This window comes from Bacillus sp. 205(2023), assembly GCF_037027485.1.
Lineage (GTDB): Bacteria > Bacillota > Bacilli > Bacillales > Bacillaceae > Bacillus > Bacillus halotolerans.
Window position 1 is genome coordinate 1,110,280 of record NZ_JAXCHF010000001.1, and the last position, 13,410, is coordinate 1,123,689.

14 protein-coding genes are annotated in these 13,410 nt (G+C 44.4%); 2 read left to right on the plus strand and 12 right to left on the minus strand.

Annotated features, from left to right (window positions below):
* Window positions 1-137: 137 nt before the first annotated feature.
* From WA325_RS05680 to WA325_RS05705, 6 genes are all read right to left on the minus strand, one after another.
* On the minus strand, window positions 138-650 hold the full coding sequence (locus WA325_RS05680) for an adenine phosphoribosyltransferase (protein ID WP_010335123.1): 513 nt from the start codon (window positions 648-650) through the stop codon (window positions 138-140).
* Window positions 651-655: 5 nt separating this feature from the next.
* Window positions 656-3,016: a single-stranded-DNA-specific exonuclease RecJ gene (recJ, locus tag WA325_RS05685; RefSeq protein ID WP_336183304.1), complete on the minus strand. Its 2,361-nt coding sequence runs from the start codon at window positions 3,014-3,016 to the stop codon at window positions 656-658.
* Window positions 3,017-3,082: 66 nt separating this feature from the next.
* Complete coding sequence (locus tag WA325_RS05690) at window positions 3,083-3,418, minus strand: LapA family protein (RefSeq protein ID WP_044154255.1); 336 nt, start codon at window positions 3,416-3,418, stop codon at window positions 3,083-3,085.
* 75 nt (window positions 3,419-3,493) lie between these two features.
* Entirely contained in the window at window positions 3,494-3,991 is a 498-nt protein-coding gene (locus tag WA325_RS05695; protein ID WP_105953503.1) for a cation:proton antiporter regulatory subunit, read from the minus strand.
* A 159-nt stretch (window positions 3,992-4,150) separates the two neighbouring features.
* Window positions 4,151-6,364, minus strand: a complete 2,214-nt coding sequence (secDF, locus tag WA325_RS05700) for a protein translocase subunit SecDF (protein ID WP_336183305.1) — start codon at window positions 6,362-6,364, stop codon at window positions 4,151-4,153.
* Between the two features lie 37 nt (window positions 6,365-6,401).
* Window positions 6,402-6,698 (minus strand): post-transcriptional regulator, encoded by a 297-nt coding sequence (locus tag WA325_RS05705; protein ID WP_010335127.1) that lies wholly within the window; start codon window positions 6,696-6,698, stop codon window positions 6,402-6,404.
* A gap of 115 nt (window positions 6,699-6,813) precedes the next feature.
* Between WA325_RS05705 and spoVB the strand changes: the two genes are divergently transcribed.
* Window positions 6,814-8,370: a stage V sporulation protein B gene (gene spoVB / locus WA325_RS05710; protein ID WP_336183306.1), complete on the plus strand. Its 1,557-nt coding sequence runs from the start codon at window positions 6,814-6,816 to the stop codon at window positions 8,368-8,370.
* Between the two features lie 3 nt (window positions 8,371-8,373).
* Here spoVB and WA325_RS05715 read toward each other — a convergent pair whose 3' ends face one another.
* Window positions 8,374-9,030, minus strand: a complete 657-nt coding sequence (locus WA325_RS05715) for a DUF421 domain-containing protein (RefSeq protein WP_024122323.1) — start codon at window positions 9,028-9,030, stop codon at window positions 8,374-8,376.
* A gap of 196 nt (window positions 9,031-9,226) precedes the next feature.
* Between WA325_RS05715 and WA325_RS05720 the strand changes: the two genes are divergently transcribed.
* On the plus strand, window positions 9,227-9,613 hold the full coding sequence (locus WA325_RS05720; protein WP_336183307.1) for a TIGR04086 family membrane protein: 387 nt from the start codon (window positions 9,227-9,229) through the stop codon (window positions 9,611-9,613).
* A gap of 58 nt (window positions 9,614-9,671) precedes the next feature.
* On the opposite strand, the gene yajC is transcribed toward WA325_RS05720, so the two are convergent.
* The 5 genes from yajC to ruvB are packed head-to-tail and all read right to left on the minus strand — an operon-like array spanning window position 9,672 to window position 13,410.
* A complete protein-coding gene (yajC, locus tag WA325_RS05725) occupies window positions 9,672-9,938 on the minus strand; it encodes a preprotein translocase subunit YajC (RefSeq protein WP_024122325.1) in 267 nt (88 codons plus the stop codon).
* A 47-nt stretch (window positions 9,939-9,985) separates the two neighbouring features.
* On the minus strand, window positions 9,986-11,131 hold the full coding sequence (tgt, locus tag WA325_RS05730; protein WP_024122326.1) for a tRNA guanosine(34) transglycosylase Tgt: 1,146 nt from the start codon (window positions 11,129-11,131) through the stop codon (window positions 9,986-9,988).
* Window positions 11,132-11,157: 26 nt separating this feature from the next.
* Window positions 11,158-12,186, minus strand: a complete 1,029-nt coding sequence (queA, locus tag WA325_RS05735) for a tRNA preQ1(34) S-adenosylmethionine ribosyltransferase-isomerase QueA (RefSeq protein WP_024122327.1) — start codon at window positions 12,184-12,186, stop codon at window positions 11,158-11,160.
* Window positions 12,187-12,212: 26 nt separating this feature from the next.
* On the minus strand, window positions 12,213-12,413 hold the full coding sequence (locus WA325_RS05740; RefSeq protein WP_003222669.1) for a DUF2905 domain-containing protein: 201 nt from the start codon (window positions 12,411-12,413) through the stop codon (window positions 12,213-12,215).
* Window positions 12,406-13,410, minus strand: a complete 1,005-nt coding sequence (gene ruvB, locus WA325_RS05745; protein ID WP_024122329.1) for a Holliday junction branch migration DNA helicase RuvB — start codon at window positions 13,408-13,410, stop codon at window positions 12,406-12,408. Before ruvB ends, WA325_RS05740 begins: the two co-directional genes overlap by 8 nt.

Sequence of the window (13,410 nt, forward strand, 5' to 3'; positions counted from 1 at the left end):
TTGTAGTTTATTATCAAGAAAAAAACGATAGATGTAAAGAGCAGAAGTTCAAATCACCAAATAATATATCAAATAAATGCAAAACAATAGGAAAAAAGCACCCTGTATCGAGTGCTTTTTTCTTTATGAGGTTATCTTTAGTATTTCATTAGTGTTAAGATGTCATAATTATCAAGTTTATTTCTGCCGTCAAGGTAAGAAAGCTCGATTAAGAAAGCGATACCAGCTACAATGCCGCCAAGCTCCTCAACTAGTTTGATTGTAGCTTCAATTGTGCCGCCTGTCGCAAGCAGGTCATCTGTAATAAGCACACGCTGGCCTGGCAAAATCGCATCTTTGTGGATCGTTAATACGTCTTTTCCATACTCCAAACCGTAATCCACTTTGATGACCTCACGCGGCAATTTGCCTTCTTTGCGAACCGGTGCAAAACCGACGCCGAGCGCGTAGGCAACCGGACAGCCGATAATAAAGCCGCGCGCCTCCGGGCCGACAACCAAATCAATTTGTTTTTCTTTCGCATATTCAACAATTTGATCTGTTGCATAGCGATAGACATCGCCTTTATCCATCAGTGTCGTAATATCTTTAAATTGCACGCCTTCTTTCGGGTAATCGGGTACAATTGTTACGTATTGTTTTAAATCCATCTGTTTTATGTCCTCCTCGTACTTTCATAAGCCTCTGAATCTTGTTTCATCAGCTTATTCAGCCATTCCTTCAGCTCTTCAGCCGCAGAATAATTCAGCTTTTGATCCAGCTCCATCAGCTGCTGTTTTGCTTGATATGTTTGTGAGTCTGTTAAATCGCGTTTTTTCGCTCCGCTTATCACAGACAGCACACCATTCTCTATTTTAACAAAACCGAGATCAAAAAACACCTTTGTCATGAAATTGATTGTTTCAACGGACCAGCCTTTATGCCTCGCAAGCTCTGAACCGTGTTTTTTCAAGTCAAAAGCGCCTCTTTTCAGCAAGAATGCATAATACCATTTAAAGTGGTCTCTTGCCGGAAAAGATGATAAAAAGTGTTCCTCATGATTGAGAAAGATGAAGTAAATCCGCTCAGGCGCTTTGCCTTCCAGCAAACGTGCGAGCATGTCCAGCGAAGGCGGAGAATCCAGTAATACAATATATGCACCGTCAAGTTCATATGCCTTCGCTTGGTCTTCAGAACTGATAACGTGCACGTCATGGCGAAGATCTTCAGACTGAAGAAGCGTTGTGGTTTCTTCTTTGAAGGAGACAATGACTCGTTTATCAGACGGAAGGGCGGAAACCGTATCTTTCCACGTACGTTTTCCTCTTAAGTCAAACAGCTGCCATTCAGCAACAGCCGCATCCTTGATCATCAGCTGCGGTTTTTTTCTGTTATTCCATTCATTGATCGACATTTCACCAACAATCGAAATTTTTGAACCGGGCACTATACTTTCCTCAAGCTCGCCTTTGTTAAAACCGACGCAGTCAAGCTGGGATGAATCGTTTCTAATCGTCATTTTGACATGATTTTTATTCGCCCCGATTTTGCGGACATCTTCCAGCACTGCGTTTTCTACCATCACATGCGGTTTCGGGTTCAGCATGCCGAAGGGAGAAAGCAGATTCATCTCTGTGATGCTTTCAACCGTAATATCCTCCACGCTGCATACGAGGTCTACTTCCTGTACAGGAATAAAATCTTCTTCTGTAAGCGTATTGTCAGCTATCTCATTCAGCCTGTTCCGCAATTCCGGCACATCTTCGGCATTCAGCGTCATGCCAGCCGCCATTGGATGGCCTCCAAAGTGCGGAAGAATATCTCTGCATTCAGAAAGGCTTTCAAACAAATTAAATCCCCTGATGCTTCGTGCCGAACCTTTGGCGATCCCTTTTTCTTCATCAATTCCAAGAACAATGGCCGGGCGGTAAAAACGGTCTACAAGCTTTGAAGCTACAATTCCGACGACTCCGGGATTCCACCCTGCTTTTGCCACGACAATCGCAGTTTGGTTAAGCCCTTCTTGTTCAACCATTTCAATCGCTTCATCCGTCATTTTGCTGACCATCTTTTGCCGTTCTTTATTAAGCTGATCGATTTCAGCGGCAAGCTCTTCCGCTTCAAACGGGTCCTCGGACATAAGCAAATGAACAGCAGGATCGGCCTGTTCAATTCTTCCGACTGCATTCAGTCTCGGTGCGAGCTGAAATCCGACGGTTTCTTCGTTCGCTTCTCCGATTTCTCCGCCTGAGAGCTTAATCAGTTCTTTTAAACCAAGCCGGTTCGTCCGCCGGAGCTTTTCGAGACCTAATGTTGCAATTAATCTGTTTTCATCATGCAGCGGAACTAGATCGGCAATGGTGCCGATTGCCGCCAGGTCAAGAAGTTCATCTGGCAATTCGCCCAATAATGCGTGGGCAAGCTTAAACGCCACGCCCACTCCTGCAAGCTCCTTAAAGGGATAGGTGCAGCCAGGCTGCTTCGGGTGAACGATCGCATGGACAGCCGGAAGCTCCGGTCCAGGCTCATGGTGATCGGTAATGATGACATCTAAGCCAAGTTCCTTTGCTACCTTCGCTTCATGGACAGCGGCAATCCCCGTATCAACCGTAATAATGAGTGAGAAGCCTCGTTCTTTAATCGAGCGAAATGCCTGTTCATTAGGGCCGTAGCCTTCTTTAAACCGGTCAGGTATATAAAAATCAACTTGCGCCGACAGCTTTTGCAAAGTGTGCAGCATCACTGACGTACTGGTAACTCCATCGGCGTCATAATCGCCATATATCATAATCTGTTCTTGTTGTGAAATCGCCTGTTTTATTCGTTCAACCGCTTCTTTCATCCCCTTCATCTCATAGGGATCATAGAATTCGGCATCCTTTGTATGTAAAAACAGCCTCGCGTTTTCTGCCGTATCAAAGCCTCTTTTTACAAGCAGCGACGCAACAAGAGGTGTTATGTCCAATTGTTCTGTGAGTGATTTGACCTTTTCCTGATCTGGTCGCTGGATTTCCCATCGCATTTTTGACGCTAACATAAATTCACCCCTCAACCACCCTATTATACTAGAGCATGCTGAGGGGTTTCAAATATAATTCGAAAACTAGTCTTTTTTCTCAATCATGGCGGATGCATCCTGTGTGTCGGCTTGAACATTATTCAAATGAGCATCCTCTTGGTTATGTATCACATCCTGTGCGGTTTTGGTTTCTTTCCGCAACGCTTTTATTTCTCTCTTTAATTTCATGACTTGAAAAATTCCGGCAGAAAAAACGATCAGCGCCCCCATCAGTACTGAACCTAAAATAACTAGAATAAGCGGCCACTCTGATCTGCCAAACAGGTAATCAACTTCTACGGATCTTACATTAATTACTGCGAAAACAGCGACAAGCAACGTAAAAATAAGTGCAAATATAATCGTCCATTGTTTGTTCATTCGATTACCCCCAAACTTCACTTATTGAGGTTAGTTTCCCTATTCACATTGGTTTTAAACATGGCTTGACGCGAGTCAAGCCCCCAGTGCGGTTAATTTTTCACGGATCAGCCTTTTCAGTCCGTCTCTCTCTCCAGAGATGACGAGTGTATCTCCTTCTTCTATCACTGTTTCAAACCCTGGATTCAATTGCTTTTTCTGATTCTTCTTTAATATAGCGATGACTGTCGCTTGATATTCCTGCCGCACGTCCAAATCACCGATTGTCTTGTGAACGGCTGGTGCTCCTGCTTCTGCTTTAAACCATTCTATAATCAAATCGTCAAGAGCCACTTCCACGGTTTCTAACGCTTTCGGTTTATATGCCATCCCGCCCAGAATCGCAGAAATCTGCCTCGCTTCCGCATCATCAAACTGTACGGATGTCACACATTCTTCATGATCATTTTCGTCAAAATAATACAGCTCTCTTCTGCCGTCGTCATGAATGATAATTGATATTTTATCTTGGTTTCTGGTGACAATCTCAACTTTTTGCCCGATACCCGGCAGCTCCGACTCGCGAACCTTCATACCCAAACCCTCCCACATAAATGAAAACCTGTCACAAATCCTCTTCACACCATTTATATGTTTAATTGTAAGCGTATGTCATTATAGCAAATGTCTATTTTAAGATCAATCAAACGCCAAAAAATCAGGCTGCCCATAATGGACAGCCTGACAGTTACTCTATTGTTCCGTACCTTTTTTTAATTCTTTCCCTTTCCAAACAAGCCAAATTTGCGCGGCAATGTAGAGGGATGAATAAACACCTGTTAACAGCCCAACCAATAGAGCGATTGAGAAGTTTGTAATAGAAGATGCTCCAAAGATCAGCAATGTTATGACAACAATTACTACAGTTAATACAGTATTAATGGATCTTGTAAAGGTTTGCTGCAAGCTTAGATTTACGATATGGCTCAAATCGGCAAACGTTTTCGGCTTGCGCTTTTTCATATGCTCGCGAACCCTGTCAAATGTAACGATTGTATCGTTAATCGAATAACCGACAATCGTCAGGACGGCCGCAATAAAGGTAACATCTACCTCCAGCCTTGTAATGCTGAAAAATGTGACAATAAAGAAAGCATCATAAAGCAGTGAAACAATCGCAGCAATCGCCATTTTGTACTCGAATCGGATGGAAACGTAAATAATGATTCCGATTGAAGCAATGGCTACTGCGTACAATGCATTTCTCGCCAGTTCTTTACCAACAGTAGGTGACACCGTGCTGACATTCGGCTCGGATCCGTACTTGTCTTTAAAGTAATCTTTCACTTTTGCAATGGTTTCTTTATCAGGCACTCCTACAAAGCGGGCAACACCAATATTGCTCTTTTCGCCTGACAAGACTACCGTGTCAGGTTCCATGCCGAGTGATGCAAAGTCCTTCTCCACCTGCTCTGTCGTGAGCTTATGGTCACTTTGCACTTCAATCCGTGCGCCGCTCGCAAAGTCAATGCCCAGATTCAGCTTAAATACAAGCAGAATAATAATCCCGGCAACGGTAACTACACTTGAGAAAATAAAGAAAAATTTTCGTTTGCTCGTAAAATCCCATTTTTGGAACGGCGTATACGGTTCTGTATTTTCATCTGTGTCCTGGATGTCCACAATATGTTTCTTTTTGACGCCAAACCAGCCTTTTTTCCGGTCTAACCATCTGCTTTCCACAAGAAGCGAGAGCAGAAATCTTGATAAGAAGACTGCGGTAATAAAGCTTGTCAGAATCGACAGAATCAGCATTGTCGCAAACCCTTTAACAGAGCTTGTCCCAAAAACAAAGAGCACAACCGCTGCAATAATGGTTGTAATATTCGCGTCAAAAATCGTCGCAAATGACCGTCTGTTTCCTGAGCGAAAGGCAGAACGGACGGATTTTCCTAGCTTAAGCTCTTCCTTAATCCGCTCATAGGTGATGATGTTGGCATCTACAGCCATCCCGACGCCTAAAATGAGTGCGGCTATTCCCGGAAGAGTGAGAACAGCGTTCATCCAGTCAAAAATCTGGAGCGTAATGTATACATAAACTGATAGCGTAATCACCGCAATCAATCCTGGCAGGCGGTAATAGAAAAGCATAAATAGGAAAATAATAGCTATTCCGACAATACCTGCAAACACCGTATCGTGCAGCGCCTGCTGTCCAAATTGTGCGCCTACTGATGTTGAGTATTTTTCAGTCAGTTTAACAGGCAGCGCCCCGGCATTTAAAATGCTGGCTAAATCTTTCGCTTCCTGGACTTTAAAATGCCCTTCAATTGTAACGTCTTTTGTGTTTAATTCCTGGCTTACATTCGGAGCGGAAACATACTTAGGGTGCTCTTTTTGAACTTCTTTCTTAAAAGAGTCTCCTTTTTCGTAATCCATCCAAATGACAAGCTGGTTGTTTGGCGCCATTTTCATGACCTTTTTCGTCACTTCACCGAATTTATCAGCATCTTTCAGTTTAATACTGACAATCGGTTCATTTGTTTTGGCGTCGTATGTTTGTTTTGCCCCGTTTTCAACGAGATCAGAACCGTTCAGCAATTCCTTGTCATTTGTATCTCTGAAAGAAAGCTGAGCCTCAGTCGCCAAAATTTCCCGCGCTCTGTTTTGGTTTGTCACACCAGCGAGCTGAACACGAATCCGGTTATTTCCTTCAATTTGGATGTTCGGTTCACTGACACCGAGGACATTCGCCCTGCGGTTCAAAGCCTCTACTGTGCTGACCAGAACGTCTTTTGTGATTTTGTCACCTTTTTTTACGGGCTGTACGTCATACAGCACCTCAAATCCGCCTTGCAAATCCAATCCTAACGTAATATTGTTTGCAGCAGGCTTTGTAAAGTAGCCCAGACCCGTGCCAATCAATAGAACGAAAAGGAAAAACGCAATCAAGCGTCCTTTTTTCATTATGTATATCCTCCCTTAAACCTATGCAGATCAACTGCTACCTCAGTAGTTCTTCCAATGCTTCCTGACCTTCTTCACTGCCCAGCCAATTAGACGTTTTAAATGACTCAACAGTTGCATAGTTCATAAATTCTCCAATTTTCACTGATAAAATATCTCTTGTCAGTTCATAGATGTGCAGTTCCGATTTCTTTTTCCACTTCTTGTTTTTTAAGTATGACCACAAACTATCGAGCTCAACATCATCATATCCCAGAATCTTAAACTCTTCCAGTTTGCTGTAAAGAAACGGCCTTACGTGGTCTTTATACAGATCGGCTGGATGCTTATCCACGAATTCCACGCTCCTTTTTTATTGTTTTTCAAGAAGACTTGTCATGCTTGGACGATATATACGCATATCTTTATTGTATATGATTCCAGGTAGTTTGAGAAGGCAGGGGGTAAAAATGGCGAAACAGACGTTTTTAAAGGGCACTCTTATCCTTATCGCAGCAGGGATGGTCACAAGAATGCTCGGCTTTGTCAACCGGGTGGTCATCGCCCGTTTTATCGGCGAAGAAGGGGTCGGGCTCTATATGATGGCGGCTCCTACCTTTTTCTTAGCCACTACATTAACTCAATTCGGTCTTCCCGTCGCGATCAGTAAGCTTGTCGCTGAAGCCAGCGCACGCGGAGATCATCAAAAAACGAAAAATATTTTAGTCATGTCTCTTACCATCACTGGGATTCTCAGCCTGATTTTCACACCGCTGTTTTTATTTTTCGCCCCGGTAATGGCGGAAACCATGCTGACAGATCAGAGGACGCTGTACCCCCTCTTGGCCATTACTCCGGTCGTGCCGATTATCGCCATATCCAGTGTGCTGAGAGGGTATTTTCAAGGAAAACAAAATATGAACCCGCTTGCCGTTTCACAAGTCCTAGAACAGATCGTCCGCATTTCTCTCGTGGCTGTATGTACGACGATTTTTCTCCCTTACGGAATCGAATATGCCGCAGCGGGAGCCATGCTTTCTTCAGTTGCAGGAGAGCTGGCATCACTCGTTTATTTATTCATTTGTTTCAAATTCAAAAAGACAATGAAAATCAGAAACCATTTTTTTCAATCGATTAAAAATGGAAAAGAAACTTTTTCTCAATTAATGAGCGTCTCACTTCCTACAACCGGCAGCCGTTTTATCGGCAACCTGTCTTGGTTTTTTGAACCCATTGTTGTCGCGCAAAGCCTTGCAATTGCCGGAGTGGCGACAGTTGCGGCTACAAAGCAATACGGGGAACTGACCGGCTTTGCCATGACGCTGCTGACTCTGCCCAGCTTTATTACATATTCTTTGTCGACCGCGCTCGTTCCTGCGATAAGTGAAGGAATGGAACAGAAAAAACTTCAGGTGGTTGAATACCGATTGGAGCAGGCCATGCGGCTGTGCCTGCTTAGCGGGGGCATTTCAGTAGTGATTTTATATGTGTTTGCGGATGAGCTGATGAGCGTGATGTATGGGTCCTCAGGCGCAGCTGTGTTTATAAAAGTCATGGCTCCGTTTTTTCTGCTTTATTATTTCCAGGGTCCGCTTCAGGCTGTGCTGCAGGCGCTCAATTTAGCAGGAGCCGCAATGATGAACAGCTTGATCGGAGCCCTTGTAAAAACAGGCCTTATTTTCGTCCTTGCCACCAGACCGTCTCTCGGCATCATGGGTGCTGCATTAGCGATTGTAACGGGCATGGTGCTCGTCACCCTTTTGCATGCAGCGACAGTGAGCAAAGTGCTGCCGATCAGCATCAAAATAAAAGAGTACGTGCTCTGCTTTGCGGTTATTTTTATATGCGGGTTCCTCAGCTCTGCTGTCAAACAATATGTGCGGTTCGGAGAGTCAGAGGCTGTGAATGTTGCCGGATGGATTGCGATAAGCGCTGTTTTCTATATCATCTTGCTGCTCGTTTTCCGTTTAATCAAAAAAGATGAGCTTCGCCGCATCCCTATTATCGGACGCCTGATCGTCCGATGAAAATCAGGTGCGGTGCCCATCTTTTTCATCAATAAAAAATTCGCCGTCAGTAAACGAACAAAATGATATAGCTGAAGGATTCGTATATCCCTGTTTCAATAAATTCTCCTCAAGCCACTGGTTATCTTTGCCGATCCGAGCCAGGTTCTCAGTTTGAATGTCACCGTCAATGATAAGCGGCATCTCCAGCTGTCTATGTTCATCATTGTTTTGTTTTTTTACGACAGTCAGTTTGCCTGACGGCTCTAATATAGCAAATGATACATCAGCCACTCTGTCGATATTATTTTCTCTTAGCTGAACCATCAAATCATCAAAATTATAACGCTGTGATTTCATGGCGTTTTCGTCAATTTTTCCGTATTTAATGATAATGGTGGGCTTGCCGTCAAGAAGCTGACGTACGTTCCGGTTTTTTAAGGATATGTATGCAAACGTCACTTGGATCATCATTAGCACAAGCATTGGCAAAATGGTATGAAACAGATGGTCCTCTACGTTTTCTATGGCCAGGACAGCAATTTCTGCCATCATGATAAAGACAACGAGATCTAATATACTAAGCTCTCCGATCTCCCGCTTGCCCATGAAACGAAAAATAATCAGGATCACAAAATATAATACGACTGTGCGAAACGTTATAGTAAGAAGCTCTTCCATCATGCACCTCCAACTCATCATAGCATGCAACAAAACATACGATTTATGTAAGAAAAAGTGATCGTATTTCATAAAGCTTTTACGTCTAATTCACGGAACGAGGGAATACATTTTTACAAAGACGAGCCATCAGCATGTCTGAGGCTTTGTTTAAAAAGAACAGAAGCCTTTATAGATAGGCAGGGAGGAGAAATTCATGGAGGAAACGAAACAAGTTGGAAAAGGCATACTCTACGGCTTAATCGCTATTTTTTCAGCCATGCTCCTAACGAGTTTAGCCGTTTCACTTTTACTGACAGTAACCTCGCTTGAAGAATCATCATTCAACTGGCTGATTACCGCCGTATCATTTCTTTCTTTATTTATCGGCGGATTCATATCTGGCGGGAAAGGGAAGGAAAGAGGATGGCTGATTGGGGCATTGACTGCTTTAAGCTTTTCCTTGATTATTTTACTGTTTCAATATCTGGGATTCGGAAAAACATTTACAGCAGAACAGCTGCTCTTCCATCTTGGCTTTTTAGGCGTATGTATGCTTGGCGGCATTTTCGGAGTGAATTTGAGAGGAAGCAGATCTTCCTAATAAAAAAAGAGCGGGGGTTACCCGCTCTTTTTTGTTTGCTATGTATGAACTCCTGCTGTTATTCAGCAGCAGAAGTTTCTCTGATCGCGCGGCGGTCGAAAGTAAGACGTGTGTTATCACCAGTCTTAATGACGACTTTGCTTTCGTCGATAGAGTCAACTGTACCGTGCAATCCACCGATTGTCACGACTGAATCGCCTTTTTTCAGTTCCTCCTGCATTCGACGCACAGCTTTTTGCTGCTTCTGCTGCGGACGGATCAGCAAGAAATAAAGAACCGCAAACATTAAAATAATAGGAACTAATGTACCTAAAGTACCTGTCATCTTTTTCCCCCCTTTCTGAAACAAACTTGCCATTATGGCTTTTTATATTAGAAGCTTTTCGCATTTGGCTTGTTATAGCCGTAACGCTCAAAGAACTCTTCTCTGAAATCACCCAGACGATCCTCGCGAATAGCCTGTCTTACCTGCTCCATTAAGTGTAACAGAAAATGAAGGTTATGGTAAGTTGTTAATCGGAGTCCAAACGTTTCATTGCAGCGAATCAAGTGTCTGATATACGCCCGTGTGTAATTTTTACATGTGTAGCAATCACACTCTTCATCAATCGGACGGAAGTCTCTCTCAAATTTTGCGTTTTTCATATTGAGCCGGCCTTCAGCAGTAAACACTGTGCCGTTCCGTGCAATACGGGTAGGCAGCACACAGTCAAACATGTCTACTCCGCGGATCGCTCCGTCAATCAGAGCATCCGGAGAACCAACTCCCATCAGATACCTCGGCTTATCCTTCGGTAAAAGCGGTGTCGTAAATTCAAGCACCCGGTTCATAACGTCTTTCGGTTCACCAACGGACAATCCACCTATAGCATATCCCGGAAAATCAAGGGAAATCAAGTCTTTCGCGCTTTGTGTGCGCAAATCTTCGTATTCTCCCCCCTGAACAATACCGAACAGGCCTTGCTCGTCCTGCCGGGCATGGGCATTGAGGCAGCGTTCAGCCCAGCGGCTTGTCCGCTCAACTGACCGTTTCATGTAATCGTATTCTGCCGGATATGGCGGGCATTCGTCAAATGCCATCATAATATCAGAGCCGAGTGCGTTTTGGATCTCCATCGCTTTTTCCGGAGATAAAAACAGCTTATCTCCATTTAAGTGATTGCGGAAGTGAACGCCCTCTTCCTCTATATTACGAAACTTGCTTAATGAAAAGACCTGAAAACCGCCTGAATCTGTTAAAATTGCGCGGTCCCAGTTCATAAATTTATGGAGTCCGCCCGCTTCTTTTACAATATCCTGTCCCGGGCGGAGCCATAGGTGATATGTGTTGCTTAATATGATGCCCGCGTCCATTGCCTTCAGCTCTTCAGGCGCCATTGTTTTGACTGTCGCCAGTGTGCCGACCGGCATAAAAACAGGCGTTTCAAAGGAGCCGTGGGGAGTATGCACTCTGCCCAGGCGCGCCCCTGTTTGTTTGCATTCTTTTATAAATTCATAGCGTATTGGTTGTTCAGCCACTTTTTATGAGGCCTCCTGTTCTCAATTTATATAATCAGCATTGCGTCGCCGAAGCTGAAGAAACGGTATTCTTCTTCAACCGCATGGTTATACGCACGCAGAACGTTTTCTCTGCCTGCAAGCGCACTGACCAGCATAATCAATGATGATTTCGGCAAGTGAAAGTTTGTAATCATTCCGTCAATGGCTTTGAATTCATAGCCCGGATAAATAAAAATAGATGTCCATCCGCTTGATGCTTTAAATCGCCCATCATGTTCACCGGCAATCGTTTCAAGCGTGCGGGTTGAGGTCGTGCCGACAGAAATAATCCGTCCGCCCTTTTCCCTTACGCTGTTTAAAGCCGCGGCCGTTTCTTCTGACATTTGATAGAACTCTGCATGCATATTATGCTCTTCCACTTCATCGGCACTGACCGGACGAAACGTTCCGAGACCGACATGCAGTGTGATGAACTCAATCTGAACGCCTTTGTCCTTCAGCTGCTGTAAAATGTCTTCCGTGAAATGAAGTCCGGCTGTAGGCGCAGCGGCAGATCCGATTTCTTTTGAAAACACCGTTTGGTAGCGCTCTCTGTCATCAAGCTGTTCCTTAATATATGGCGGAAGCGGCATTTCTCCGAGTGATTCCAGCACCTCGTAAAAAATACCGTCGTATTGGAACTCAACTTTTCTGCCGCCATGCTCCAGCTCTTCCGTGCAGACAGCTTTTAATCTGCCGTCTCCAAAAGTTACAACGGTTCCTTTTTTTACCCGTTTTGCCGGTTTGACGAGCGTTTCCCACCTGTCACCAGCTTCCTGTTTCAGCAAAAGCAGTTCTACTTTTGCCCCCGTATCCTCTTTTGTTCCGAATAACCGGGCAGGCAAAACGCGGGTATTGTTCAGCACGAGACAATCCCCTTCTTTAAAGAAACTGATAATCTGTTTAAACGAGCTGTCTGTCAGCTCTCCTGTATGTTTATCAAGCACCATCAGCCTTGAAGCGTCACGCTGTTCCAATGGCACCTGTGCAATTAAACGTTCCGGAAGTTCAAAATCAAATAAATCAACTTTCATAATTTCACCTTTATTCTAGTCTTTTGTTATTTCATTCTGCCGAAAAGATTAAGCAAGATTGATAATACCACACTTATGATAATACAAGTGACAACCGGGAAGAAAAACGTCACATTTCCTTTTTTCACAAAAATATCTCCCGGCATCTTGCCGACAAAATGCAAAACCGCTCCGATAATAAGCAAAACAGCACCAAGAATCATAATGATCTTAGGAAATTCAGTCATATCGGGGAGCCTCCATTTGAAAATGGTGATAAACGGCCGGTGTGACGATCCTTCCCCGCGGCGTTCTCTGGATAAAACCGATTTGCAGAAGATACGGTTCGTACACATCTTCAATCGTATGCGGTTCTTCGCCGATCGTGGCTGAAATCGTATCAAGCCCCACCGGACCGCCGTTAAATTTTTCGATCATTCCCATCAGCAGCTTGTGATCAATGTGATCCAAGCCTAGACGGTCGACTTGAAGCCGCTCCAAAGCGTCCTGAGAAATCTCTTCTGTAATCCGGCTGTCGCCTAACACCTGTGCAAAATCCCGGACCCTTCTCAGCAGGCGGTTGGCCACCCGCGGCGTTCCTCTTGATCTTCTGGCAATCTCAAGCGCTGACGGCTGATCAATTTCAACCTCAAACACATCAGCCGTTCTCGTAACAATATCAGCAAGCTCTTCTTGTGTATAATACTCAAGCCGCGACATGACGCCAAATCGATCTCTTAACGGCGCCGTCAAAAGCCCTACTCTTGTCGTGGCGCCAACCAGTGTAAAAGGCGGAAGATCAAGACGGACTGAACGGGCAGAAGGCCCTTTTCCAATGACAATATCAAGACAAAAATCTTCCATTGCCGGATAAAGCACCTCTTCAATCGATCTGTGCAGCCTATGTATCTCATCGATAAATAATACATCCCCCGGCTCGAGCGCCGTTAAGATCGCAGCCAAATCACCCGGCCTTTCAATCGCAGGTCCCGAAGTCGTCCGCAACTCCACTCCCATTTCGTTGGCAACGATGGAAGCAAGCGTCGTTTTTCCAAGCCCTGGCGGACCGTATAAAAGAACATGATCAAGCGTTTCCTGTCTCATTTTTGCGGCATCTATAAAAACACGCAAATTCTCTTTTACCTTATGCTGCCCGATATATTGAACCAGGCGCTGAGGCCTCAGGCTTTGCTCTATCACTGATTCATGGTTGTCTGCTTCACTTGAGACGAGCCGTTCATCCAT